Origin of the sequence: Actinokineospora iranica (genome assembly GCF_900101685.1) — a bacterium.
Taxonomy (GTDB): domain Bacteria; phylum Actinomycetota; class Actinomycetes; order Mycobacteriales; family Pseudonocardiaceae; genus Actinokineospora; species Actinokineospora iranica.
The window spans coordinates 42387-67290 of record NZ_FMZZ01000009.1; the positions used below are offsets into that span (position 1 = coordinate 42387).

Here is a 24904-nt window from a genome sequence, read left to right on the forward strand (position 1 = left end):
TTAGAGTAGTCTGGTGTGGCCGGTTAACACGGCCCCCATGAGGAGGACAACCGTACTGTTGTCCTCCTCACCCGTGTTCTCTGGAGTCGCAGGTAGGCGGCGGGACACTGTCTGTGTTACCTGATGACCGAAAAAGTTCCTGTTACGTTTCCTGGGTATGTCCGGGAAACCGCAAGACATCGTGATCAGCCAGCCGTCCACTGTGGACGGCTCGGAGCTGTGGCGAGTCGCCCGTGACTCGCGCACGCTCGACCTCAACTCCTCTTACGCGTACCTGCTCTGGTGCCGTGACTTCGCGGCCACGTCGGCCGTCGCCCGGGTCGAGGGCAGGGTGGTCGGGTTCGTCATCGGCTTCGTGCGACCGACAGACCCGGAGACCGTCGTGGTCTGGCAGATCGCCGTCGACGGTGACCAGCGCGGCAGAGGGATCGCGGGCAGACTGCTCGACAACCTGGTGAGCCGCCTCGCCGACCAGGGTGTTCGGCACCTGGAGACCACCATCGCCCCGGGCAACACCGCGTCCATCGGACTGTTCCAGGCGCTGACCAGACGCTGGGGAACGAGCCTGCGGCAGGCCAAGCTGTTCGACGCGGCGCACTTCCCCGACGACCACGAGTCCGAGGACCTGTACCGCATCGGCCCGTTCGAGCGGGCAGGCGCGAGAGTCCCCGCCTGAGTTTCCCCGGCGTTCCCCCGCTTTCTTTCCCTGCCGCCAGTTTTGGAGTCCCCCGTGAGCGTGTTCGAGACCCTCGAGTCCGAAGTCCGCACCTATTGCCGCAGTTGGCCGGTCGTGTTCGACCGCGCCACCGGAAGCGTGCTCTACGACGAGAACGGCAAGCCGTACCTGGATTTCTTCGCCGGTGCGGGCGCGCTGAACTACGGCCACAACAACCCCGTCCTCAAGGACGCCGTCATCGACTACCTGCTGCGCGACGGCGTCACACACTCCCTGGACATGCACACCGTGGCCAAACGCGACTTCCTGGAGACATTCCGGGATGTCGTGCTCTCCCCGCGCGAACTCGACTACAAGGTCGTGTTCCCCGGCCCGGCGGGCGCGAACGCCGTCGAGGCCGCGCTGAAGCTGGCCCGCAAGGTCACCGGCCGCGAGTCGGTCGTCAACTTCACCAACGCCTTCCACGGCATGACCCTGGGCGCGCTGTCGGTCACCGGCAACTCGATGAAGCGCGGCGCCGCGGGCATCCCACTGGTCCACGCCACCCCGATGCCGTACGACAACTACCTCGACGGCCGCACCCCCGACTTCCTGTGGTTCGAGCGCCTGCTCGCCGACAGCGGCAGCGGCCTCAACGAGCCCGCCGCGGTGATCGTGGAGACCGTGCAGGGCGAAGGCGGCATCAACGCGGCCCGGGTCGAGTGGCTGCGCGCGCTCGCCGACCTGTGCGCCCGGCACAAGATGCTGCTCATCGTCGACGACGTGCAGATGGGCTGCGGCCGCACCGGCCCGTTCTTCAGCTTCGAGGCGGCGGGCATCACCCCGGACATCGTGTGCCTGTCCAAGTCCATCGGCGCGTTCGGCCTGCCGCTGGCGCTGACCCTGATCCGCCCGGACCTCGACGTCTGGGAGCCCGGCGAGCACAACGGCACCTTCCGCGGCATCAACCCCGCGTTCGTCGCCGCCAGCGCCGCCCTGCGCGAGTACTGGACCGACGACACCCTGGAGAAGAGCACCCTCGCCAAGGGCGAGCACGTGCACCGGGTGATGGCCGAACTCGCCGAGGCGCACTCCGGCCTGACCGCGAAGGGCCGCGGCCTGGCCCGCGGCCTGCGGTTCCCCGACGGCGCCACCGCGGGCGCGGTCTGCCGCGCCGCGTTCGAGCGCGGCCTGCTGATGGAGACCTCCGGCCCGGACGGCGAGGTCGCCAAGGTCATGCCGCCGCTGACCATCACCGACGACGAGCTTGAGCAGGGCCTGGTGATCCTCGCCGAGTCGGTGGCCGCGGTCGCGGCCGGGCAGGTGGCGGCATGATCGTCCGCACGGTCGACGAGATCACCGACACCGACCGCGACGTCCGCACCCCGAACTGGCGCAGCAAGCGGATCGTGCTCGCCAAGGAGGGCGTCGGCTTCTCCGTCCACGAGACCACGCTGTACCCCGGCACGGTCAACGACTTCTGGTACGCCAACCACATCGAGGCCGTGTTCGTGGTCGACGGCGAAGGCGAACTCCTGGACAAGGAGACCGGCCAGACCCACCACCTCGCCCCCGGCTCCCTCTACCTGCTCGACGGCAACGAGCGCCACCAGCTTCGCCCGATCACCCAGATGCGCACGGTGTGCGTGTTCAACCCCCCGGTGACCGGCCGCGAGGTCCACGACGAGCACGGCGTGTACCCGGTGCTCACGGAGCCGAATCCCGCGCCGATCACTGAGCCGAACCGCCAGCCGACCACCGAGTCCATCCCCGAGGAGGCGCGATGACCCTCGCCGACACCCGGACCGAGGACCGCTACCGCACCCGGACCCCGCACCCGCTGGACCCGGTCGAGCGCGCCGACCCCGCCGTCTGGGGCCGCGTCGACGGCCCGCTGGACCCGGCCGCGCTCGCCGCGCACGACGCCCGCGGCTACTCGGTCTTCGACACCCTGCTCAGCCCCGGCGAAGTCCGCACCTACCGCGAAGAGCTGTCCCGCCTGGCCGACCACCTCCGCGGCGACGAGCGCACCATCGTGGAGAAGTCCTCCGCCGAGGTCCGCTCCCTGTTCGAGGTGCACAAGATCAGCGACCTGGTCGCCGAACTCGTGCGCGACCCCCGCGTCCTCGACCGGGCCCGCCAGGTCCTCGGCTCGGAGGTCTACGTCCACCAGAGCCGGGTCAACTTCATGCCCGGCTTCAAGGGCAAGGGCTTCTACTGGCACTCCGACTTCGAGACCTGGCACGCCGAGGACGGGATGCCCGCGCCCCGCGCGGTCAGCATGTCGATCGCCCTGACCGACAACTACCCGTTCAACGGCGGCCTGATGGTCATGCCCGGCTCCCACCGCACGTTCGTCCCGTGCGTCGGGGAGACCCCCGAGGACCACTACCGGGCGTCCCTGACCGAACAGGAGATCGGCGTCCCCAGCCGCGAGCACATCACCGCCTTGGCCGCAGCGCACGGCGTCGACCAGTTCACCGGCCCGGCCGGATCGGCCCTGCTGTTCGACTCGAACCTCATGCACGGCTCGGGCAACAACATCACCCCGTTCCCCCGCTCGAACGTCTTCGTCGTGTTCAACAGCGTCGAGAATCCCCTGGTCGAGCCGTTCGCCGCCCCCGCCCCCCGCCCCGGCTTCATCGCAGCCAGGCAGTTCGCGCCGCTAACCAGGTGACCCGTCTGTAATCGCTCGTACGCCGCCTGTTATGTTCGTGCTCGGCGCCGCGGCGCCTGCACGCTCCGCAAGTTCCTGACCGTCGACCACCGGGACTCCCGCTCGGGGTGGGGCCCGCTCCGGCCGCCGGTCAACCTCGTGGAGTCCGGCCCCGCGCCCACCGATTCGGGATCGGTCGGGCCGGGGCCGCCCGCGTCGGCGGTGTCTTTCCGCCTCGCCGCGGGCGTCGTCAGGCGCCGGCCCGCTCGTACGGCTCCGCATCGCAACGCGGCAACCGGCGGGTATTGAGAAGATCCATCGCCGCGGCCGACACGACAAGGCGGGCAGGGGGAACCAAACCGAAATCCTCATGGCCGCCCCGACCGGTGACGACCAGCCATTTGAACGGCGGTAGTGTGGAAATGTCGCCGATCATGTCCTCCCCTTCCGGAGCGAGGGTGATCGTCGCGTCCCTGAATTCGAAACCGCTGAGACCCGATCGGGACAGTTCCTCGGCCAGTCCGTCGGTCACCAGGAAAACTGGCGTGGCGGTGATCAGTTCATCGCCGTACCAATCATGAAAAGCGTATTCGACCTTGCTGGCGACGGCCGGACGCACGCTCCGGTCCACCACGGAGTTCGCGCCGAGTTCTCCCGCGACCTCGGGCGTCAAAAGAAAGTAGTCGCTCACGCCGTCACCTTACCGGAGGTCTGAACTGGGTGCCATGCTCGTCGTCCATCTTTGTTGCGAAATCAAGCAGGTCCTGTTTCGTTGCGATGATATTTTCATCGTAGAACGCGTTCCACGCTTTTCGTAGCCTGCTCAAGTGCACGAGATTGTTTGCCTCGCCTTTCGGTACGCCGCGCAGGTTTTCCAACGAGTGAATCTCTTCGTCTGTCAACCCCGCATCGGGATAGATCTGCGCGGCCTGCCGTTCGACGGCGTGGTGGACGACCACTTGCCCCTTGAGGTGAGGGTGCGCGTCGAAAAAAGTTTTTCGATAGTTGGTCGACCTCGCGTGACCGAATTCGGCCGCACCGGGGGTCGCAGGCGGGGACTTCGCGTCGGTGACGCCTTCGTTCTTGCGATCGTGGTGATCGGCGGCGTCGGACAGCGTCCTCGCGGACTGGGTCAGAGCCTGGTCGAGTTCGTCCAAGCGGTCGCGCGCGGCCCCGAGGACGGCTGTCACCGCGCCGTGCCCGGCTGAGTAACCGAGGATCACTGCGGCCATCCGGTTCGTCTCGTCCAGCCACGAACTCAGGCGAGTCAGCCAGGCGTGCGCTTTACTCGTCAGGTCGTCAGATAACAGGCGTAACCGCTGGGCGTCTTCCTTGATCGGCACAGCCCACTCTAGGCGCGGCTGTTCAGTGGTTCTCTCCGCTAATCAGGTGACCTGTCTGTAATCACTCGCACGCCCACCGTTACATCTATGCCCGTGTCGCAGCGCCTGTGCACTGCGCGGGCCTGGCCAGGTGTGCGCACACGGCTGTTGGTCAACCCTGAGGTCCGTCCCCCGTTCGCCTGAATCTTCCGCTGTTTCTCCAATCTCCTTGAAATCGGCAGGCGAGTCACGCACTCTGGTCTCACGGCGACTTCTCCGAGTGGGGTCGGAGATCTTGCTGTCAAGAGGGGGAAAGCGGCGCTATGACGCGCCTTCGGATCAGGGGGATCCATGACTGAACTGATCAGTCCGCTCGCGGCCGGAACCGAATCGACCTTCGGCCTCACCAAGTTTCTCGACCCGCTGCGGGTGCCGCCGCGCATCCGTTCGCGCTGGCACCAGGACGAGCTCACGATCACCGCGGTGCGCACCACGGTGCAGCTGCACTCGCAGCTGCCGCGCACCGAGGTGTGGGCGTACGAGGGCGGTTTTCCCGGGCCCACCATCGAAGTCGCCAGCGGCAAACAGATCCGCGTCTCGTGGACCAACGAGATCGAGGGCACCATTCCGCTGACCGCCGTCCACGCGCCCATCGAGACAGCCCCGTTCAACTCCCCGGGCTACCGCAACCCGGACGGCTCGCTGCCGCCGGGCGTGGGGATCATCGACGGGGTCGCCGACCTGCCGTCGTGGACGGTCGTGCACCTGCACGGCGCCCGCACCGGCGGCGGAAACGACGGCTGGGCGCACAACGCGGTACTCAAAGGAGCGTCGCAACTCACGGAGTACCCGAACGAGCAGCCGTCGACAACGCTCTGGTACCACGACCACGCCATGGCGATCACCCGCTACAACGTCTACGCGGGCCTCGCCGGGATGTACCTGATCCGCGACGAGGAAGAGGACGACCTCGACCTGCCGCGCGGTGAGCACGAGGTCCCGCTGATCATCACCGACCGCAACCTCGACACCGAACTCGACGGCAGCCTCAGCGGCAGGCTGCTCTACAAGGTCCCGTCCGCGGTCACACCGGCGGGCGGCGTCGGGACCCTCCCGTTCAGCGGCCCGTTCACCCTGGTGAACGGCAAAATCTGGCCGCACATGGACACCGAGGCCCGCTGGTACCGCTTCCGGGTGCTCAACGCGTCCAACGCCCGGTTCTACACCCTCAATCTCATCGACGAGGCGGGCAACCTCACCGACGCGGCGGACGTGCCCTACAACGACGCCATCCGCCAGATCGGCACCGACGGCGGCCTGCTGCCCGAGCCCGCCCCGCTCCCGGACGGCGGCCTCACCATCGCACCGGCCGAACGCGCCGACCTGCTGATCGACTTCAGCCGGTTCCCCGGCAGGCGGCTGCGCCTCACCAACACCCACCTGACCGCCGCGCCCGAGCGCGACATCATGGAGTTCCGGGTCGAGGACCGACCCCGGCTCGACTTCTTCGAGCTGCCCGACCGGATCTCGGAGTCCTTTGTCCGCCTGGAACACGGCACGACCCTGCCCGACGACCACGACCACGTCTACGTCGCGATGGTGCCACCCGGCTCAGCTGGCGAGGTCCACCCGCAGATGTGGGAACTGCGCGAACTCACCGACCCGGCGGAGATTCCGACGACTTTCCCCACCTCGGGCGTCATCCAGCTGACCGACCCGCACAGCGGCAAGATCCGCACCTTCGAACGCGTCGCCACTCTCTTCGACGACACCACGACCCTGTTCTTCAACCACGGCCGCTGGGTGGTGTGGAACCTGATCAACCTGGGCGGCCCCGACCACCCGCTCCACATCCACCTCGCCGAGTTCCAGGCTTTGAGCCGCAAGCAGTACGCAACCGTGGAAACGCCCGTGGGTCTCGTCGTCACCGGCTTCGACGTGGAAAAGGGCGGCACAACCGCCCCCCTGCCCGTCCCGCCGGACGGCAGGCCACTGGACAAGCAGGAACAGGGCTGGAAAGACACCTACCAGCTCGCCCCAGGCGAAATGCTCACCGTGGCAGGCCACTTCGACGGCGGCACCGGCAGTTTCATGTACCACTGCCACATCCTCGACCATGAGGACGAAGGCATGATGCGCCCCTTCGTCGTCATGCCAGCCGAGGCGGCCCGGTTCCACGTCCACCGCTTCAGCGGCGGCCACGGCCACGGAGCCTGATCGAGATCCTGTCGTTTCACCCCAGATAGGTGTAAACGTCACCGGGTGAGACGACGCGCTTGGGCGGTCCCGACCGGGGCAGTGCTACTGGCTGCCCCGATCGGGATCGTCACCAACTACGCCACGGCCTCGGTCCCCGGCTGGTTCGCCGACCCTGGGCATGTGTGGCTGGTGCTCGCGATCCTGGTGCTGCTCGCGGTGATCGCCGACCTCGTCATCCGGTTGACCCGCGAGGACTCCCTTGCCGTGGACCTCAAGGCGACCGCGCCCGCCTCCCTCCGCCGCCCCACCGTGGACATGCCGGTCCTACGCGGCCGAGACACTGAACTGACAAGACTGCTGAAAACCCCGAAAAACCACTTCGCCGTGGTCTGCGGCGCGGGCGGCATGGGCAAAACCACCCTGGCCTGCATCGCGGCGGAACAAGCGGAACACCGGGGCCGCACCGTTTTCTGGGTCCGCTGGCAAGACCTGGAGTCCCTGGGCGCCCAGCTGATCGAGGTCGCCTGCACCCTGGGCCTGCCCAGAAGCGAAGTAGCCGCAGCCCAACAGGCAGGCGCCAGCGTCCCCGACCTGATCTGGCGACACCTGAACAAAACCCGCCGCTGGCTCCTGGTCCTGGACAACGTCGACGACCCCAGAGCCCTAAGCCCCCACGACCCGGTCTCCACGTATCGCGGCTGGGTTCGTCCCGGCGGCAGAGGTCTCCTCCTGATCACCAGCCGAGACCGTTCCCCCGAAACCTGGGGCCGCGCCGCCACCTTGATCGACCTCGCACCCCTCACCCCACACGCGGGCGGACGCCTGCTCCTGGACCTGGCTCCCCACGCCGGTTCCCCAGAGGAAGCCGAGTCCCTGGCCACCCGGCTAGGCGGCCTACCCCTGGCCCTCCATGCGGCCGGGTCCGCCCTGGCCAAACCCACCGCCCGCCTGCGCACCGTCGCCGCCTACCAGCAGGCCCTCCAGGACGCCTCCGCCCAGGTCCTCCCCGACCACCCGGACATTACCAACCGCGACACGGCTCGCACCCTGGTCGGCCACACCTGGGACCTGTCCCTCACCCAGTTGGAAGAAGAAGGCCACCCCTTAGCCCGCCCCCTCCTCCGCGCCCTCTCCCTGTTGGCTGAGGCCCCCATCCCCCTGGCCCTCATCACCCCCGACCTGATCCCCGACGCCACCCCCACCCAAGCGGCTGTCGACGCGGCCCTGGCCGGACTCCACCGCTACGGCCTCCTGGACACCCCCGACCCCACCCGCACAGCATCCTTGCCCACCGTGGTCCTGCACCCGTTGGTCCGCGAAACCACCACCCTGCTCCTAACCCGCGACCAAGACCCCACCCCCTGGCAAGACACCGTCGAGGCGGCAATCCTGATCCTCGCTGAGACATCCGCACCCCAAGGCCGCCCAGCCTGGCCTCTCCTACGCCTCCTGGCCCCCACCTACTCACCCTCCCCACCCTCGACCGTCCCGACGACACCGGCGCCGCCACCCGAGCCACCCTGGACGCAGTGGCTTACCAGCTCTCCGCAGGCGGTGATGCGGCGACGGCGTTCACCCTCACACAACGAGTTCTCCACATCGAAACCGAGACTTTCGGGCCCGATCAGCCCAATACCCTTGCCAATCAGAGTAATCTCGCCAATGCCTTGTGGAGCCTTGGGCGTTATGACGAGGCGGTTGATCTGCACCGTCGTAACCTTGAGGTCAACCTTCGGGTCCTCGGGCCTGGTCACTCCGATACCCTTGATAGCCAGAACAATCTTGCCAATACCTTGGTGGCTCTTGGGCGTCTTGGTGAGGCGGTTGATCTGCACCGTCGTACTCTTGAGGTTCGCCTTCGGGTTTTCGGGCCTGGTCACCCCAAAACCCTTGGTAGTCAGAACAATCTTGCCAATATCTTGGCGGGGCTTGGGCGTTATGGTGAGGCGGTTGGTTTGCATCGTCGTACTCTTGAGCTTTACCTTCGGGTCCTTGGTCCTGGTCATCCCGATACTCTTCGTAGTCAGAACAATCTTGCCGATGCCTTGGCGGGGCTTGGGCGTCTTGGTGAGGCGGTTGATCTGCACCGTCGTACTCTTGAGGTTTGCCTTCAGGTTCTCGGGCCTGATCACCCCGAGACCCGCCGCACCCAAGCCAAGTTGCTCGCCGTGCGGCGGCGGTCGCGTTGGCGAAGGAACAAGCCCCGCAGGTAGGGCCGACTCCCGCTGGGGAAACGGCCAGTGTCACCCGCATGGACGCCTGGTTAGGCCATCCGGTTGACCTGGGCGGCTTCCGCGAACACACCGCTGGAATCCGCCTAGGTTGTTGCGTAATGCAATACCCGGCCGGGGGAGGCCGGTTGACACACCGGGGGGTGGGTGCGGGGTGGCGCACGTCGGCGTTCGTCTTGAAACAGGGGTTCGGTTCTGTGTGTTGGGGCCGGTGTGCGCGGCGGTGGGGGACCGCCTGTTGGTGCCGGGTGGGCCGGGGTTGCGTGGGCTGTTGGCGATGCTGCTGTTGGAGCCCAACCAGGTCGTGTCGGTCGAGAAGATCACGGATGTGCTCTGGGACCACGAGCCGCCCGCGACCGCGCGGACGATTGTGCAGGGGTATGTTTCCCGGCTGCGGCGTTGGCTGTCCACAGTGGACCAAACCGGGGCGACGGCGATCACGACCTGTGGGGCCGGTTACCGGCTCGACGTGGACGAGGCGCGGATCGATGTGGCGTTGGCGCGGGAGTTGCTCGCCAAGTCGCGGGGGCGGTCGGCGGTGGAGCGGGCGGAGTTGCTGGGGCAGGCGCAGGGGTTGTGGCGGGGGCCGGAGCTGTCCGACATCGGGGGCAGGGTGCGGGCGCCGGAGTTGGGGGAGTTGCGGTTGGCCGTCATCGAGGCGCGGATCGACGCTGACCTTGAACTCGGCAAGCACGGTGAGGTCATCGGGGAGCTGGCCGCGCTGGTGGACACGCACCCGTTCCGCGAACACCTCGTCGGCCAGCTGGTGCTCGCCCTGTACCGGTTGGGGCGGCGGGCGGCGGCGTTGGAGATCTACCAGCGGTTCGCCCACCGGGCCGCGCGGGAGCTCGGCCTCGACCCGGGGCCGGGTCTGCGCGAGCTGCACAGCCGCATCCTGCGCGACGATTCGACGCTGCTCACTCCCACCCCCACCGACGTCATCACCCCGCGCGTCGGCGTGGTCACCCCGGCCGAGTTGCCCGCCGCGCCGTCCGGGTTCGCCGGGCGCGCGGACGACCTGGCCTGGCTGGACGAGGTGCGGGCGGGCGCGGACGGCACCGCTCCCGCGATCGCCGTGCTGGTCGGCCCGGCCGGGGTCGGCAAGAGCGCGCTCGCGACCGTCTGGGGCGCCCGCGCCGCCGACCACTTCCCCGACGGCAGGCTGTACGCGCCGCTGCGCGGTTTCGACCCCCGGCACGACCCGGTCGACCCCGCCGACGTCCTCGCCCGGTTCCTGCTCGCCCTCGGCGTCGCAGCAGAGCACGTCCCCGACGACGCCACCGACCGCGCCGCCCTCTACCGCTCACTGTTGGCCGACCGCCGCCTCCTGGTCGTCCTGGACGACGCGGGCGACTCCACTCAGGTGCGCCCTCTGCTACCCGGCGGCCCCGGCTCGATGGTGCTGGTCACCAGCAGACGCAGACTCGACGGCCTGGTCACCCACGGCGCCCACCTCCGCGTCCTGGGCACCCTGCCCCAGGCGGAGGCCGAAGCCGTCATCGCCCACGCCGCGGGCCCACCCACTGGCGACGAGCACCCGCTGCGCGCCCGCCTGGCCGAACTCTGCGGGCACCTCCCGCTGGCCCTGCGCATCGCCGGAGCCCGGCTGGCCGTCAGTCCACAATGGTCACTCCCGGCCCTGGTAGCCGAACTCTCCGACGAACGCACCCGCCTTGGCGCACTCCACGTGCGCGACGCGGAGACCGGCATCCGCGCCGCTCTAGACCTCACCTACCGCCGCCTGGACCCCACGCACGCGCGAACCTTCCGCCTCTTAGGCGCGTTCCCCGGCCAATCGGTAGGCCCACACCTGGTCGCCGCGATAGCCGACCTACCCGTTCCCGAGGCCAGAGACCGCCTGCGCGCCCTGGCAGCCTCATTCCTGGTCACGGAAACCGACCACGACACATTCGACATGCACGACCTGGTCCGCCTTTTCGCCCGCGAATTGGGCGCAGGCGACCTGCTCCCCAAAATTCTGCGCTATTACCTGGTCGCCGCAGACGAAAGCCGCAGACATCTACACGCCCCCACCGACGACCTGATTTTCGCGGCCAGCCACCCCACTCTTCCCCGCCCCAGTATCAAAACCCGCGCCGCCGCCCTGGCCTGGTTCGAACGCGAATGGCCAAACCTCCTGGCAGTGCTCTCCGCGGCCGCCACCGCGGGCCACCACTCTCAAGTCTGGCAACTAACCCGCCTAGCAGGCGACTTCCGCGCCATCCACCCCCGCCGCGACGACTGGGAACACATCCTGCGCCGCGGCCTGGCCTCCGCCCAAGCCGCGGCGGACCCCCAAGGCCAAGCTTGGATGCACCTAAGCCACTGCGCCCTACTCGCCCGCTTCGATCAGGACCAAGAAACCCTGCCCCACGCCGAGCAAGCACTGACCATAGCCACCGAATCACACAACCCAAAACTGATGGCGACAAGCCTCAACACAATCGCCAACGCCCGCTATACCCAAAAACGCTACCCAGAAGCGCAAGCCGCCTACACCAAGGCCCTGGACCTAGCCACCCGCGCAAACGACCCCCTAGGCGAGGCGAACATCCTCAATGACATCGCCCAACTACACCGCACCCTAGGTGCCACAACCGAAGCCGTCACCCAACAATCCAGAGCGGTGACCCTCTACCGAGAAATCGGCGACCTAAGCCCCCTCGCCCTAGCCCTGGCCACCCTGGCCGACCTGGAACACGACCTAGGCCACCTAGACCAGGCAGAACAACACGCCCGCGAATCCATCACCCTCGCCGAAGCAAACGCCCAAGACCTAACCGAAGCCTTCGCCCGCGAAATCCTGGCCCAAATCCTCACCACCCACGGCAACACCCCAGCCGCCCGCCGAGAACTAACCCTCGCCCTAGAGCTATACCGACTAGCGCAATCCCCCACAGCCAACGCGGTAGAAGCAACCCTGTCCGACCTCTGACCCCCAGATCCAACCCGCCCACCTGCCAGGCCGCACCGATGCCCGCCAGGTGCTCCACTCCATCGAGCAGACCCACCCAAGCCGGCCCCCGCAGAAGCCCGGCAAGCGCACGTTTAGCGAGCGGTTAGCCGACCATCCACCTCAGCCGGCAGTCTTCCACCGGCGCCCAACGGCGCCCACGGGCCGTGCTGGAGAACTTGGGGGTGCGCGGCCCGGCGTACCGGCCGGCGCTTCTGGGGGAGTGTGCCGGCCGGTCGTCTGTCCTGGGTCAGACGCTCGCGGTCCGGTCGTCCTCGGCTCGATAAGGCTGCAACTCCGGCCGCTTGGGCTGCAACCCGTCCCCCAGCGACTCGCCCATGAGCTGCCGCCGCACCCACGGGAGCAGGTGCGTGGTCGTCCAGTTCAGATCGTCTTGGCGCAGCCGCAGCCACGGTTTGCGTTCCTCGCTCGGCAGCGGCTCGCGCCAGTCCTCGTCCACCCGCACGCCCAGCACTTCGGCCGCGCGCAGCGCGATCCGCCGGTGACCCTCTGTGGAGAAATGCAGCCGGTCGTCGCACCAGGACCGCCGGTCGTGCAGCACGGTCATCGACCACAGGTCGACCACCCGCGCCGAGTGCCGTTCCGCGATGGCCCGCAGGTGCCCGTTGTAGATGGCCACCTTGCCGCGCACGCGCCGCAGCAGCGGCTGCACCTTGGGGTCCGGTCCGGTGAACACCAGGACCTCGGACCCGGCTGCCCGCAGCGCCACCACGGCGCTTTCGAACAGGGCGGCCACGTCGTCCACGTCGGTGCCCGGTGTGATGATGTCGTTGCCGCCGCCGCACAGGGTCACCAGATCGGGTTGGGCGGCGACCGCGATCGGCACCTGCTCGTCGATGATCTCTTGCAGCATCTTCCCCCGGAGGGCCAGGTTGGCGTACTGGAGACCGGGTCGCTGCCGCGCCATGGTCTCGGCCAGCCGGTCGGCCCAGCCCACGTAGTGGCCCTGGGCCCCCACGTCGCTCATTCCCTCGGTGAAGCTGTCCCCGATCGCGATCCAGCTGTCCCACCCATGCACAGCAGATCTCCCCTCAATCAGTTCCGTTGCCCACCACAACCAAACGCCCAGGATGCCGTGTCATTCCCCGTCGGCGCCAGGCGCCGGTCGTCGCAGCGTAGGGGTCGGAGGGGTGTTCAGACCAGTCGTTAACGTCAAGTCCGTGTGAGTAAGGGCTACCTAACTCGCGCTTGTTGGGGCAGGCTGTCAGGGTGACCGCCCAGCCCGACTCCCTCTCCGCTCTCCTCGGCGGCAGAAGGGGCGCCTTGGACGCCACGGTGCCCCCGCTGGCCTTCGCCGCCGGGTGGCTGGCAGGCGACCGGATCGCCTGGGGCGCCGCCGCGGCCGTGTTCGCCGCCGTTGTCCTGGGCTCGGTGCGACTGGCCAAGGGCCACAAGGTGACCGCCGTTGTCGGCAGCCTCACGGCGGTCGTGGCGGGCGCGCTCATCGCCCTGTACACCGGCCGGGCCGAGGACTTCTTCCTCATCCAGCTCCTGTCCAACGGCGCCAGCGCCCTCGCCTGGGCGGTCAGCATCCTCGTCCGCTGGCCCCTGCTCGGCGTCGTGGTCGGCCTCGTCCTGGGGCAGAAGGCCAGGTGGCGCCAAGACCCCGACCTCTTGCGCGCGTACGGCCGGGCGAGCTGGGTGTGGGTCTTCGCTCAGTACGTTCTCCGCACGGCGGTCTTCGCTGTCCTGTGGTGGTCAGGCAATGTGGTGGCTCTCACAGTCGCCCGGGTGGCCCTTTCCTGGCCGCTGGTAGCCGCGGTTGTCGCGGTCAGCGCCGTGGTCCTGCGCAAGTCCCTGCCCGCCGACCATCCGGGCCTACGCCACCCCCGCGTCCCCGCTCCCGTCACCTGACGGCCGGGCGGCGTCGTCACCGAAGGCGTCGACGGCGGCGAGCCACGCCGCCCCCACCACCCCGTCGCGCGCTGCCAGCACCTCGTAGTCGCTCAACAGCTCGCGCACACGGTCGCCGACAGCCGTCCCCAAGACCGCCCCGGTCAGCACTACCGGCCCGTCCACATGGGCCGCCACGGCGAGGTCCGCCAACGTTTGCGCGGCCCGCTCGCGGATGTCCGCCGCCACCGGGTCGTCCACCGCGGTCACCAGCGGCGCGAACCGGGCCAGCCGCACCGGCGGCTCCCCGTTCACGGCCGTGATGAGCCGCGCGAACGCGTTGTCCGGCCCCTCGAACGCCGCCGCCACGACCGCGGCCGCCAGCGGCCCCGGCGGCCCGCCCGCCTGCAACTGCCGCAGCGTCGCCCGCACCGCCTCCCGCCCGATCCAGAACGCCGACCCCTCGTCCCCGAGCAGCCACCCGAATCCGCCCACGGTCTCCGCCCGCCGCCGCCCGACGATCCGCATGGCGATGGACCCGGTCCCGGCGATCAGGACCGTGCCGTCCTCGGCCGCGGTCCCGGACGCGAACGCCACCTCCGCGTCGGTCACCACCCGCGGCCGCAGCCGCCCCAGCTTCGCGTCGAACACCGCCGCGACCACCGGGTCGGTCAGCTTGGACGACCCCGCCATCCCCAGCACGCACCCGACGGCCGTGTGCTCGCCCAGCGCCGCGGCCACGGCCGCCGCGATCCGCTCGGCCGCCACGTCGGGCGGATGCGAGTTCGGGTTCCCGCCGCCGGATTCCCCGCGCCCCAGCACGCGCCCGCCCGCGTCGACCACCAGTGCCCGCGTCGACGTCCCGCCGACATCGATTCCCACCGCGACCTCGGTCATCGACACCACCCGGCGGTCACTACTCCATTTGGAGTAACATGGTCTTGCCCGCTCCGTTCAACCCCCTCGACGGAGCGGGCACCTTCATTCCGGTTCATGATCGCCGCACGCTCCCGCCGCTCCGCCCCAACCACCGCGCCCTACCCCGGGTGCGCCGCGTATTCCCAGCGTAACGCCGGAACAGGCGGCCCAGCCGGTCATCGTGTCCTGGTGACCTTGCTCAGTCCGCGGGGCTGGTCCGGGTCCGCGCCCCTGGCCAGCGCGAGCCCCAGCGCCAGTCGCTGCACCGGCAGCACCTCCAGGATCGGCGCCACCTCCTCGGCCGTGCGCGGCACATCGATCCGCAGCCGCGCGGGCGCCGTCACCGCTGCCGATCCCACGGCTACGACGTCCGCCCCGCGCCCGGACACCACGTCCAGCACCTCGCCCATGGCCGCGCCGCCGCGTCCCTCGCTTACCAGCGCCAGGACAGCCGTGTCGGGGTCTACCGCCGCCACCGGCCCGTGCAGCAGGTCAGCCCCGCTGAACGCGCGCGCCGACAGGTAACTCGTCTCGGCCAGTTTCAACGCCGCCTCCGCCGCCGTCGCCGACGAGTACCCCCGGCCCGTGGTGACCATCCGCCGCACGAACCGCAGCCGGGCGACCGCGTCGTCCACCGGTTCGGCCAGCGCCCGCGCGGCCAGGTCCCCGATTCCCGCGACGCACGCGCCCGTGCCGCCGCGGATCGCGTCCACCAGCAGGTACAGCGCCAGCAGGCTCGCGGTGTAGGTCTTGGTCGCGGCCACCGCCCGCTCCTGGCCCGCGCCGATGTCGACCGCGAACTCGGCGACTGTCGCCAGCGCCGAGTCCGGGGTGTTGGTCACCGCCACCGTCACCGCCCCGCGCGCCCGCGCGGCCCGGGTCGCCTCGACCAGATCGGGCGACCCGCCGCTCTGGCTGACCGTCACATACAGAACGTCGGTGAGATCCGGGGTGGCCCCGTACAGCGTCGTGGTCGACGGCGAGGCCGATCCGGCGGGCAGGTGCAACAGCACCTCGGTGAGGTACTTCGCGTAGAGCGCGGCGTGATCGCTCGACCCACGCGCGGCGAACAGCGCGAACCGCGGCCGCCGCCGCACGACCCGCGCGGCCACGTCGGCGATCTCGGCACGCCGGGTGACGATCCCGGCCAGAACCCCGGGCTGTTCCGCGATCTCGGCCCGCATCAGCTCACCCTTGGTCATCACCACTCCTTGAGGTCTAGACCAATCTTACCAGCGCGGCCGTTCCACTGAGGGTGAACCAGTCGGGGTGTGATCGCGAGAACCACCCGGGGCAAGGCATTCTGTAGCTGTCGGGCAAGACTTCAGGAGGACGCCATGCTGGAGATGTCCACGGCCGACGGGCCGGACACGGTGGCGCGCGCGCAGCGGGAGCCCAAGTACTGGGGACTCAAGCGGCACCTGCTCGACCTGCTCGGGTCGCTGCCGCCCGGTTCGCCCATCCCCACCGAGCGCTCGCTGGCCACCGAGTTCGACGTGTCCAGGACCACGGTGCGCCAAGCGCTCGCGGAGCTGACCGTCGAAGGCAGACTGCTGCGCGTCCAGGGCAAGGGCACCTTCGCCGCCGAGCCCAAGGTCGCCCAGCGGCTGCAACTGTCCTCCTACACCGAGGACATGCGCGCCCAGGGCCGCGAGCCGTCGTCGAAGCTGCTGGAGGTCTCCGAGATCCCCGCCGAGGCCGACCTCGCCCGCCTGCTCGCCGTCCGCGCTGGCGCGAAAATCCTGCGCCTGCACCGCCTGCGCCTCGCCGACGGGGAGCCGATGGCCATCGAGACCACCCACTTGCCGCTGGGCCGTTTCCGCGGCCTGCGCCGCTACGTCACCGGCGGCGGCTCCCTCTACCAGGTCCTGCGCGAACGGTTCGACGTCGACATGGGCCACGCTGAGGAGACCATCGAGACCGCGCTCGCCGGTCCACATGAGGCGGAGCTGCTCGGCGCGGACGTGGGGATGCCGATGCTGCTGCTTTCCCGGCACTCGTTCGACACCGAGAAACGCCCGGTGGAGTGGGTGCGGTCGGTGTACCGGGGCGACCGGTACAAGTTCGTCGCGACGCTGAACCGCCCGTGACCACGGCGGCGGCCGACATCCGCTGGGGCAGTCCGCCCGCCAGGGGTGTCCTCGCCACCACGATCCTCGGCTCGGGCATGGCGATGCTCGACGGCAGCGTGGTGAACGTGGCGCTGCCCCGCATCGGCGCGGAGCTGAACGCCTCGGTCTCCGGTCTGCAATGGATACTCGACGGCTACCTGCTGGCGCTGGCCTCGCTGATCCTCATCGCGGGCTCCCTCGGCGACCGCTACGGCCGCCGCCGCGTCTTCCTCGTCGGCGTCGTCTGGTTCGGCGCGGCGTCGGTCCTGTGCGGACTGGCGCAGACCACGGAGATGCTCGTCGCCGCCCGCGTCCTGCAAGGCATCGGCGGCGCGCTGCTCACCCCCGGCTCGCTGGCCATCCTCCAAGCGGTCTTCCACCGCGCGGACCGCGCCCGCGCCATCGGCGCCTGGTCCGGCCTCGGCGGCCTCGCCGCCGCGGCGGGCCCGCTGGTCGGCGGCCTGCTGGTGCAGGCGTGGTCGTGGCGGCTGGCGTTCCTGGTCAACATCCCGGTAGCCGTCGTCTGCGTGTGGCTGGCCCTGCGCTTCGTCCCGGAAACCCGCGACGAGCAGGTCACCGGCCACCCGGACGTCCTGGGCTCGGTGCTCGGCGCGCTCGGTCTCGCGGGCCTCACCGCGGCCCTGGTCGAAGCCCCGGTGCGCGGCGCCGACTGGCTGGTCCTCGGCGCGGGCATCGCGGGCGCGGCGGCCCTCACCGCGTTCGTCATGCTCCAGCGCCGCCAGACAGAGCCGCTGGTGCCACCCACGCTGTTCGCCAACCACACCTTCGTCGTGTCCAACGCGCTCACGTTCGTCGTCTACGCGGCCCTGGGCGGCGTGCTGATGCTCATGGTCCTCCAATTGCAGACCTCCCTCGGCTACTCACCCACCGCGGCGGGCGTCGCGGGCCTGCCCATCACCCTGATCATGCTGCTGCTCTCGGCGAGATCCGGCCGCCTGGCCGTCCGCCACGGCCCCCGCTGGTTCCTGGTGACGGGCCCCCTGATCGTGGCCGCCGGAATGCTTCTGCTCCTCCGCGTCGAACCAGGAGCCTCCTACCTGGGCGCCGTGCTCCCCGCGGTCATCGTCTTCGGCCTAGGCCTGGCGGTAGTCGTGGCCCCCGTCACAGCCACCGTCCTGGCCGCCGCCCCCGACCGCTACGCGGGCGTCGCCTCCGGCGTCAACAACGCCATCGCCCGCACCGGCAACCTCCTGGCAGTGGCCGTCCTACCGGCCGCGGCAGGCCTAACCGGCGCCGCCTACGCCGACCCGGTAGCCCTAACCGCCAGCTGGCATACAGCCCTCTGGATCTGCGCAGCCCTGTCAGCGGTAGGCGGCCTCCTAGCCCTCAGCATCCGAGACAACGTCTTGGCCGACACCGCCGCGACCACCACCGAGTCACCGCGCCCAGGCGAGTGCCTGCACTGCGGCGTGGAGGGCCCGCCGACCCACGCCGTGCCCGCGAGAACCTGATCAGCGCCTCCCATCCACCAGACCCCCGGGCGGATACGGCAAGCGCCCACGCACATCGGACTGTTGATGTAAACGGCCAGTCGGCTTAATTCCATTCGTACGACTGCTTGAGCCGGAACCAATCGCGCTGAAGGTGCTAAGGTCAATCGTCTCGGATGCCTGGGGGGTTTCGGTGAACGACGGGGTTTTTTCGCCGCGTCCTGTGCGGGTCGCGGTTGCCGCTCATGGTGAGACGGCAGCAGCGGCCTTGGCCGCTCTCATCATGCGGTCTTCAGCAGTGGAATTAGTGGGATACGCCAGCACGTACGGCGAATTGCATCCACTCGTGACCAGTTGCCTGCCGGAGGTTGTGCTCATCGACTCCGGGCTTGCCTGTGCGCATCCCGAGATTGGGCTGGGTGAGTACGCGGGAGCGGTTTTGATGATCCTCTCCGCAGGTCACTGGCCGCCTGCTCAACTCACGTTGAAGACGACGGGATTGGCATCAATCTGGGATTCTCCCGCAGAGTTGACCGAAGCGATTCGTCACGTGCGCAGTGGCATCGAGTGGGTGTCTCCGAACGTGCTAACCAGGTCTGAGCGGCAGCGGGTCGGGGTCTCCAGTCGCGAGTCTGAAGTGTTGGTGTTGATCGCCGACGGAAACTCACTCACCGAGATTGCCAAGCGGTTATGGATCACCGAACGTACAGTCAAATATCATGTGGCCAGTCTGAAACGAAAGTTGTCCGCGCGTGACCGGGCTCACCTTGTTGCTCTCTCGTTTCAGGCGGGGTTGCTGCATGTCAACTGTCCGGAGAGACAGTGTCTTGCCCCTATTCGTTCCGTACGGTCTCCGAGGGCGTCCGCATCGAGTGGTGCGGATGTAATTCTGGAGGGAACATGAACATTTTCGCCAAGGCGGTCGTGCTGGTTGCGGGTGCCACTGCGGCCACGGTTCTGCTCGGCGCGCCTGCCAGCGCGGACAACGGTGACAATCAGCCGGGCTGTCAGAACACCGAAATCTGCTTCTGGTACGACACCTACAGCACTATCGAAAAGCAGTTCTGGAACACCAACTGGTCGCACTCCAATTACAAGTTCATGATCAACGGATCGAGCTATGTCGTCTCGAATCAGAACCTGCACGACAATGCGCACGACATCACCAACAAGGACACCCAGTGCTGGGTGTCGGTGGGCAACATCGACCAGTACGGCAACTGGGTGTGGCAGCATTACGCCAACGACTGGAGCAGACGCTTCCTCGGGGCGTTAGCCAACAAGAACGACGCCCACGTTCGAGACCACAACCCGAACTGCTCGTAGCAGACCCCGGAGGGGTCGATCACCGATCGGCCCCTCCGCCACCACTGTAGAGGTTCCTATGAAGGCAAGGCTGCTGACCGCGCTCGTGGTGACCGCGAGCGTCACGTGCGTGGGCTGCTCGACCGGGGATTCCCGCCCGGTCGGGGGTGACGTGCCGATCGTCGGGGAGAAGGTCGGTGTCGACGTGTTCCACGGCGACAAGTTCGACCTTGTCGACTACGTGACCAACAAGCTGATCGGCGACTGCATGGCCGGACAGGGCTACCCGCAACTGCGGGATGCCGGGATCACCCCGGGCAGTGGCGCGTTCTCCGGCCTCAACCTGAATGGGCCCGAGTTCGCCCGGGTGGACCTTGACCACGCCGAGCGCACCGGGTTCGGGCACGACCAGAAGCCGACCGGCCAGCGGGTGATCAGCAACGATCCCGGATTCGACAAGGCGAACGAGGCGTGCCGCGCCGAGGCCAACGGCAAGGTCGGCGGCGAGTACTTCACCGTCCTGGGACAGATGACCGACCTGTTCAATCAGATGTCCGGCGAGCACCAGAACCGGATGTCGTCCGGTGACAGCGCCGACGAACTCGCTCCCGTGCTCGACAGCCTCGTGAGCTGCCTTGAGCGGTCCGGCTTGCGGCCGGTGAAGCCGGGGGAGCGGACTCTGGCCGCTTTCCGCGTCGGCGTTCCGCAGGGCCATCTGACTGGGCCGGAGCCCGCCCAGCCCAAGCGCGTCCCGGGCACCGTCGAGGTCTTGCCGCCGCAGCCTGCGCGGAAATATGTGCCGACGCCGGAGGAGTCGAAGACCGCGGTGGCGGCCCTCAACTGCGCCAACGAGTTGGGTTACCGAGAGAAGGTCGCGAGCGTGCAGTCGCGTGAGCTGCGGCGGCTCATCGGTGCGAACGAGACCGCGCTGCGGGATTTGACGGCCAGAATCGACGGCATCGCAGGCGAGGCCGCCAAGCTGGTGAACGGGTGACCGGAAAGCCCGCCCGCCGACGCTGGGTCGTCGCCGCGGTTGTGATCACCGGTGTGGCGGCCCTGGCGATCACGGCGGCCGGGTTCGTCGGCCCGCTCGTCAAGTCGCCGCGGCAGGCCGCCGCCGACGCCGCGCCGCCCCCGGCCTCCCTGGTGACCGCCCGAGCCGAGTCCCGCGTGCTTTCCGAGACCGTGGTCCTGCGGGGAACGGTTGTCGAGGCGCCGTCGACCAAGGTCGCCCCTCCCACCGGGCTAGCGGGCCCGGACGCGGTGGTGACCGACGTCTTCATCCGGCCGGGCGACGTGCTGCGGGAGGGCAAAGCGTTCCTGGAGGTGGCGGGCGCGCCGTTGTTCGGGCTGGTCCTGCCGTTTCCGCTGTACCGGGACATCACCGACGGAATGAGCGGGCCGGACGTGCGCGAACTGCAGAAGTCCCTCGCCAGGCTGGGATTCGCGACCGCCCAGGACGGCGTCTTCGGCGTCGCCACGCAGAGCGCCCTCGCTCGCTTCTACCAGGCGCGCGGTTACGAGTCGCCCACGTCGGCCGCCGCGGCCAAACCACCGGCCGCCGACGCGCCCGTGGTCACTCCGCCCGCCGACAAACCGACCGTGCGGCGTGCCCACATCGTGCGGCTCGACCGCCCGGACCCCGTCGTCTCCGCGGTCTCGGTCGCGGTGGGCGACGTGCTCGCCGATCCCGCCGCCCCGGTCGTGGAACTCGACGCGGGCACCACCACCATCACCGCGCTCGCCACCGCCGTCCAAGCGGCCCAGGCCACCCCGGGCACTCAGGCCAGGATCACCGACGACGTGCGGGGCCTTCAGGCCAAGGCGGCGGTGCGATCGGTCGGGACCGAACCGAAGCAAACCGAGGCGGGAACCGGACTTGAGGTGCTTCTGGTGTTCACCGAGGCGCCCATGGCGCCCACCGCCAACCACACCGTCCGCGTCACGCTCGGCGAGTCCGAAGACGCCACGGCGGTGCTGGCTGTGCCGGTGACGGCGGTCTACTCCCGCCCGGACGGGAGCCGTTTCGTCACCGTCGCCGCCGACGCGGGCAACGTCGCCGATGTGGCTGTCCGCACCGGCCGCGCCGCGGGAGGCTGGGTGGAGATCATCGCTGAGCAGGGCGGGGTACAGCCGGGCGACGACGTCGTCGTCGGGTCCGAACTCGCCTCTGGCCCGGCCAAGTGAGCGCGGCGCTGCTGACCTTGACCGGAATCGCCAAGTCCTACCACGACGGCGCCCCGGTGCACGCCCTGCTGCCGACCGACCTGCGGGTGGACGAGGGCGACTACGTGAGCGTCACCGGGCCGTCCGGGGCGGGGAAGTCGACGCTGCTCAACGTGCTCGGGCTGCTCGACCTCCCCACCGAGGGCTCTTACGAGGTCGCGGGCGTCGAGACGGTGCGCGCGGCGGAATCGCTGCGGGTGGCGATCCGCGGCCAGTGGTTCGGCTTCGTGTTCCAGTCGTTCGCGCTGCTGGCGGGACGCACGGCGGTGGAGAACGTGGAACTGGGCATGCTCTACCGGGCGATCCCCGCCAGGCGCAGGCGCGCGCTCGCCATGGCCGCGCTCGACCGCGTCCGCTTGGCGCACCGGGCGCACGCCGACCCGCGGACGCTGTCCGGCGGCGAACGCCAGCGGGTCGCGATCGCGCGGGCGATCGCGGCCAGCCCGCGGGTGCTGTTCTGCGATGAGCCGACCGGCAACCTCGACAGCGGCAACACCGACAACATCCTCGACCTCATCGGCGACCTGCACGCCGACGGCCAGACGGTCGTGGTCGTGACGCACGACAGCAAGGTCGCCCGCCGCGGCGTCCGGCACGTCCACGTCGCGGACGGCATCGTGCGCGAGGCGCCCGCCGCCCAGCGTCACCAGCGGGGGAGGTGAGGCGTGGGCCGCGCCGAACTCGGGCTTGACCGCCCCAGGCTCACCGTCGCCGACCTGCTCCGGGAAGCGTGGCTTTCGCTCGCCGGGCATCCGGCGCGGTCCTTGCTCACCGCTCTGGGGACGGTGCTCGGCGCGGCGGCGTTCGTTGCGACGCTCGGGCTTTCCTCGACCCTGGCCCACCAGGTCGCCGACTCCTTCGACGTGCGGCGCGCGACCGAGGTCACCGCGCGCGGTGCGCGGGCCGACGCCCCGTCCTGGCAGGAGCCCAGCGCGCTGGCCAGGCTCGGCAGGCTCAACGGGGTGCGCGTCTGCGGGGCCCGGGTGATCCTGCCGGAGCGGCCGGTTTCGCGGTCCCTGGGCGAGGGGGCGACCCCGCTTCAAACCCAGGTTTCCGGGGTGGACGCAGGGGCGCTGGCGGTGATCTCTCCCCGGGTGGTGCTCGGCCGCGCCTTCGACAGCTACCACGACACCGACGCCCAGCCCGTGGTGATGCTGCCCGCCGCGGTCGCCCGCGGCCTGGGCGTGCACCGGGTCGGGGTGGCCGTGTTCATCGAGGACCGCCCGTACACGGTGATCGGCATCTTCGACGACGTGGCGCGCAGGCCGGAAGCGCTGGTGTCGGTCCTGGTGCCCTACGCCGTCGCGCAGCCCATGGCAGCCCTGTCCAGCGGCGAGGTCAAGCGGGACGTGGTCATCGAGACCGAGCCGGGGGCGGCGCAGTTGGTCGGCGCGCAGGCCGCGTTGGCGCTCGCGCCGGAGGACCCCGCCAGGGTCGAGGTTGTCGTCCCGCCCGATCCCCGCACGCTGCGCCAGGAAATCGAGGGCTCGGTCGCCCGATTGGCGCTGGTCCTGTCCCTGGTGGCGCTGGGCATCGGCACCGTGTCCATCGGCAACGCCGCCACGGCGGGCATCGTCGCCCGGACCGCGGAAATCGGCCTGCGCCGGGCGGTCGGAGCGCGTCCCCGGCACATTTTCAGCCAGCTCATCGCCGAGACCACGCTGCTGGGCACGCTTGGCGGCTTCCTGGGCGCGGTGGGCGGGATCGTGATCACCGTGGTGGTGGCACTGGCCAACGGCTGGCAGCCGGTGGTGGACGTCACCACGGCGCTGTCCGCCACGGCCGCGGGCGCGGGCGCGGGTCTGCTGGCCGGACTGCTGCCCGCCTGGCGGGCCACCCGAATCCAGCCCGTGGTGGCGATCGCGCGTTGAGCGGACCCTGCTTTCCGTTCCGGTGAAGCGCTGGCCGAAGCACGTGGCCGCCGCCGCGATCCGGGTGGCGGCGGGCGGCCCGACCGGCTCAGCCGCCCAGCACGCCGCCGTGCTTGGGCCGCGCCTTCGCCGTGGCCCACTGGGTCAGGCCAGCAGCGCGGCGAGGGCCGCCGGGTCGACGTTGCCGCCGGAGACCACCGCCACGGTCCGCCCCCGAGGCAACTCGCCAGCATGGTGCAGGTAACCGGCCGTAGCGACCGCCCCACTGGGCTCAGCGACCAGATTCGCGCGATGAGCGAGCACGGCGACGGCGTCCCGGATCTCGTCCTCGGCGACAGTCACGATCCCGTCCACGAGCGCCCGCTGGTGCGCGAACGTCAGTTCCGATGGCTGGCTGCGCAGCCCGTCGGCGATCGTGCGGTCGCGGTCCTCGACCGGCCACGACACCAAGTGACCAGCTCGAAGGCTAGCCGCGGTGTCCGCCGCGAGCTCCGGCTCAACCGCCCACACCTGGGCCCCCGGCCGCAGCCCCTTCATCGCCGCCGCGACCCCCGAGATCAGCCCGCCGCCGCTGACCGGCACGAGAACCAGGTCCACCTCGGCCAGGTCGGCCACGATCTCCAATCCGATGGTCCCCTGCCCGGCGATCACGTCGGGGTGGTCGAACGGCGGGATCAGCGCCGCCCCCCGCTCCGCCACGATCTCGTACGCCCGCGTTTCCCGCTGTCCCGCCGCGACCAGCACGACTTCGGCCCCCAAGGCGCGCGTAGCATCGACTTTGACCTGCGGTGTGCCCTCCGGAACCACGATCCACGCCCGAATCCCGAACTCCCGCGCCGCGTAGGCCACCGCTTGGGCGTGGTTGCCGCTGGAGTAGGCGACCACCCCGCGAGCGCGCTGCTCGTCGGTGAGCCGGGCCACCGCGTTGTACGCGCCCCGGATCTTGAACGCCCCGACCGGTTGCAGGTTCTCCGGTTTGAGCCACAGTGGACGGTCTGGGTCACCCCACAGGCACGGCACCAGCGGCGTGCGCACGGCCACACCCTGGATCCGCGCCGCGGCGGCTTCGATGTCGTCGACGGTAACGAGGTTCACAACCCCAGTGTGCACCAGATATGGAAGTCCAATGTGGACGGCAGGTGTAACGGCAGG

General features: G+C 69.5%; 22 protein-coding genes and 1 pseudogene. 17 read left to right on the plus strand and 6 right to left on the minus strand.

Annotation, left to right across the window (positions count from 1 at the left end):
* The first annotated feature begins 157 nt into the window (after window positions 1-157).
* The 4 genes from ectA to thpD are packed head-to-tail and all read left to right on the plus strand — an operon-like array spanning window position 158 to window position 3332.
* On the plus strand, window positions 158-676 hold the full coding sequence (gene ectA / locus BLS56_RS18755) for a diaminobutyrate acetyltransferase (protein WP_091452576.1): 519 nt from the start codon (window positions 158-160) through the stop codon (window positions 674-676).
* Window positions 677-730: 54 nt separating this feature from the next.
* A complete protein-coding gene (gene ectB, locus BLS56_RS18760) occupies window positions 731-1990 on the plus strand; it encodes a diaminobutyrate--2-oxoglutarate transaminase (RefSeq protein WP_091452580.1) in 1260 nt (419 codons plus the stop codon).
* Window positions 1987-2442, plus strand: a complete 456-nt coding sequence (locus BLS56_RS18765; protein ID WP_091452583.1) for an ectoine synthase — start codon at window positions 1987-1989, stop codon at window positions 2440-2442. The genes ectB and BLS56_RS18765 overlap by 4 nt, the downstream gene beginning before the upstream one ends.
* Window positions 2439-3332: an ectoine hydroxylase gene (thpD, locus tag BLS56_RS18770; protein WP_091452586.1), complete on the plus strand. Its 894-nt coding sequence runs from the start codon at window positions 2439-2441 to the stop codon at window positions 3330-3332. Before BLS56_RS18765 ends, thpD begins: the two co-directional genes overlap by 4 nt.
* A gap of 229 nt (window positions 3333-3561) precedes the next feature.
* Here the strand turns inward: thpD and BLS56_RS18775 are convergent, their stop codons facing one another.
* On the minus strand, window positions 3562-4002 hold the full coding sequence (locus tag BLS56_RS18775) for a hypothetical protein (protein WP_091452589.1): 441 nt from the start codon (window positions 4000-4002) through the stop codon (window positions 3562-3564).
* A gap of 4 nt (window positions 4003-4006) precedes the next feature.
* A complete protein-coding gene (locus BLS56_RS18780) occupies window positions 4007-4654 on the minus strand; it encodes a hypothetical protein (protein ID WP_091452592.1) in 648 nt (215 codons plus the stop codon).
* A gap of 330 nt (window positions 4655-4984) precedes the next feature.
* Here BLS56_RS18780 and BLS56_RS18785 point away from each other — a divergent pair, with 330 nt between their 5' ends.
* The 4 genes and pseudogenes from BLS56_RS18785 to BLS56_RS18805 all read left to right on the plus strand — a co-directional run bounded on the left by BLS56_RS18785 (window position 4985) and on the right by BLS56_RS18805 (window position 11998).
* Entirely contained in the window at window positions 4985-6850 is a 1866-nt protein-coding gene (locus BLS56_RS18785) for a multicopper oxidase family protein (protein ID WP_091452595.1), read from the plus strand.
* A 297-nt stretch (window positions 6851-7147) separates the two neighbouring features.
* Window positions 7148-7813 (plus strand): annotated as a pseudogene (locus BLS56_RS33050) (NB-ARC domain-containing protein); the annotation flags it as partial.
* A 548-nt stretch (window positions 7814-8361) separates the two neighbouring features.
* Window positions 8362-9045 carry a tetratricopeptide repeat protein gene (locus BLS56_RS33055; RefSeq protein ID WP_175482923.1) on the plus strand — a complete coding sequence of 228 codons (684 nt, stop codon included), beginning with the start codon at window positions 8362-8364 and terminating at the stop codon, window positions 9043-9045.
* Between the two features lie 241 nt (window positions 9046-9286).
* Entirely contained in the window at window positions 9287-11998 is a 2712-nt protein-coding gene (locus BLS56_RS18805) for an AfsR/SARP family transcriptional regulator (RefSeq protein ID WP_139190812.1), read from the plus strand.
* Between the two features lie 268 nt (window positions 11999-12266).
* Here the strand turns inward: BLS56_RS18805 and BLS56_RS18810 are convergent, their stop codons facing one another.
* Window positions 12267-13055: an SGNH/GDSL hydrolase family protein gene (locus tag BLS56_RS18810; RefSeq protein WP_091452610.1), complete on the minus strand. Its 789-nt coding sequence runs from the start codon at window positions 13053-13055 to the stop codon at window positions 12267-12269.
* Window positions 13056-13246: 191 nt separating this feature from the next.
* On the opposite strand from BLS56_RS18810, the gene BLS56_RS18815 reads away from it, so the two are divergent.
* Complete coding sequence (locus tag BLS56_RS18815; protein ID WP_091452613.1) at window positions 13247-13891, plus strand: DUF3159 domain-containing protein; 645 nt, start codon at window positions 13247-13249, stop codon at window positions 13889-13891.
* On the opposite strand, the gene BLS56_RS18820 is transcribed toward BLS56_RS18815, so the two are convergent.
* On the minus strand, window positions 13856-14767 hold the full coding sequence (locus BLS56_RS18820; RefSeq protein WP_091453120.1) for an N-acetylglucosamine kinase: 912 nt from the start codon (window positions 14765-14767) through the stop codon (window positions 13856-13858). The genes BLS56_RS18815 and BLS56_RS18820 overlap by 36 nt on opposite strands.
* Window positions 14768-14964: 197 nt before the next feature.
* Window positions 14965-15990: an SIS domain-containing protein gene (locus tag BLS56_RS18825; protein ID WP_091452617.1), complete on the minus strand. Its 1026-nt coding sequence runs from the start codon at window positions 15988-15990 to the stop codon at window positions 14965-14967.
* A gap of 135 nt (window positions 15991-16125) precedes the next feature.
* Here BLS56_RS18825 and BLS56_RS18830 point away from each other — a divergent pair, with 135 nt between their 5' ends.
* The 8 genes from BLS56_RS18830 (at window position 16126) to BLS56_RS18865 (ending at window position 23752) form a co-directional block, all read left to right on the plus strand.
* Complete coding sequence (locus BLS56_RS18830) at window positions 16126-16878, plus strand: GntR family transcriptional regulator (RefSeq protein WP_091452620.1); 753 nt, start codon at window positions 16126-16128, stop codon at window positions 16876-16878.
* Complete coding sequence (locus BLS56_RS18835) at window positions 16875-18371, plus strand: MFS transporter (protein ID WP_091452624.1); 1497 nt, start codon at window positions 16875-16877, stop codon at window positions 18369-18371. Before BLS56_RS18830 ends, BLS56_RS18835 begins: the two co-directional genes overlap by 4 nt.
* A gap of 172 nt (window positions 18372-18543) precedes the next feature.
* On the plus strand, window positions 18544-19254 hold the full coding sequence (locus tag BLS56_RS18840) for a response regulator transcription factor (RefSeq protein ID WP_139190814.1): 711 nt from the start codon (window positions 18544-18546) through the stop codon (window positions 19252-19254).
* On the plus strand, window positions 19251-19676 hold the full coding sequence (locus BLS56_RS18845; protein WP_091452629.1) for a hypothetical protein: 426 nt from the start codon (window positions 19251-19253) through the stop codon (window positions 19674-19676). Before BLS56_RS18840 ends, BLS56_RS18845 begins: the two co-directional genes overlap by 4 nt.
* Window positions 19677-19734: 58 nt before the next feature.
* The gene (locus BLS56_RS18850; RefSeq protein WP_091452631.1) at window positions 19735-20649 is read left to right on the plus strand and encodes a hypothetical protein; all 915 of its coding nucleotides are present in this window, start codon (window positions 19735-19737) and stop codon (window positions 20647-20649) included.
* Window positions 20646-21842: a peptidoglycan-binding protein gene (locus BLS56_RS18855; protein ID WP_091452633.1), complete on the plus strand. Its 1197-nt coding sequence runs from the start codon at window positions 20646-20648 to the stop codon at window positions 21840-21842. Before BLS56_RS18850 ends, BLS56_RS18855 begins: the two co-directional genes overlap by 4 nt.
* Entirely contained in the window at window positions 21839-22543 is a 705-nt protein-coding gene (locus BLS56_RS18860; RefSeq protein ID WP_228771752.1) for an ABC transporter ATP-binding protein, read from the plus strand. Before BLS56_RS18855 ends, BLS56_RS18860 begins: the two co-directional genes overlap by 4 nt.
* 3 nt (window positions 22544-22546) lie before the next feature.
* Window positions 22547-23752 (plus strand): ABC transporter permease, encoded by a 1206-nt coding sequence (locus tag BLS56_RS18865; protein ID WP_091452636.1) that lies wholly within the window; start codon window positions 22547-22549, stop codon window positions 23750-23752.
* Between the two features lie 144 nt (window positions 23753-23896).
* Here BLS56_RS18865 and BLS56_RS18870 read toward each other — a convergent pair whose 3' ends face one another.
* Window positions 23897-24847 (minus strand): threonine ammonia-lyase, encoded by a 951-nt coding sequence (locus tag BLS56_RS18870; protein ID WP_091452639.1) that lies wholly within the window; start codon window positions 24845-24847, stop codon window positions 23897-23899.
* Window positions 24848-24904: the final 57 nt, after the last annotated feature.

Coding starts and splice junctions, on each gene's coding strand:
- BLS56_RS18825 (WP_091452617.1), bottom strand. CDS start 15,990: ATGACCAAGGGTGAGCTGATGCGGGCCGAGATCGCGGAACAGCCCGGG.
- ectA (WP_091452576.1), top strand. CDS start 158: ATGTCCGGGAAACCGCAAGACATCGTGATCAGCCAGCCGTCCACTGTG.
- BLS56_RS18765 (WP_091452583.1), top strand. CDS start 1,987: ATGATCGTCCGCACGGTCGACGAGATCACCGACACCGACCGCGACGTC.
- BLS56_RS18785 (WP_091452595.1), top strand. CDS start 4,985: ATGACTGAACTGATCAGTCCGCTCGCGGCCGGAACCGAATCGACCTTC.
- BLS56_RS18820 (WP_091453120.1), bottom strand. CDS start 14,767: ATGACCGAGGTCGCGGTGGGAATCGATGTCGGCGGGACGTCGACGCGG.
- thpD (WP_091452586.1), top strand. CDS start 2,439: ATGACCCTCGCCGACACCCGGACCGAGGACCGCTACCGCACCCGGACC.
- BLS56_RS18845 (WP_091452629.1), top strand. CDS start 19,251: ATGAACATTTTCGCCAAGGCGGTCGTGCTGGTTGCGGGTGCCACTGCG.
- BLS56_RS18850 (WP_091452631.1), top strand. CDS start 19,735: ATGAAGGCAAGGCTGCTGACCGCGCTCGTGGTGACCGCGAGCGTCACG.
- BLS56_RS18830 (WP_091452620.1), top strand. CDS start 16,126: ATGCTGGAGATGTCCACGGCCGACGGGCCGGACACGGTGGCGCGCGCG.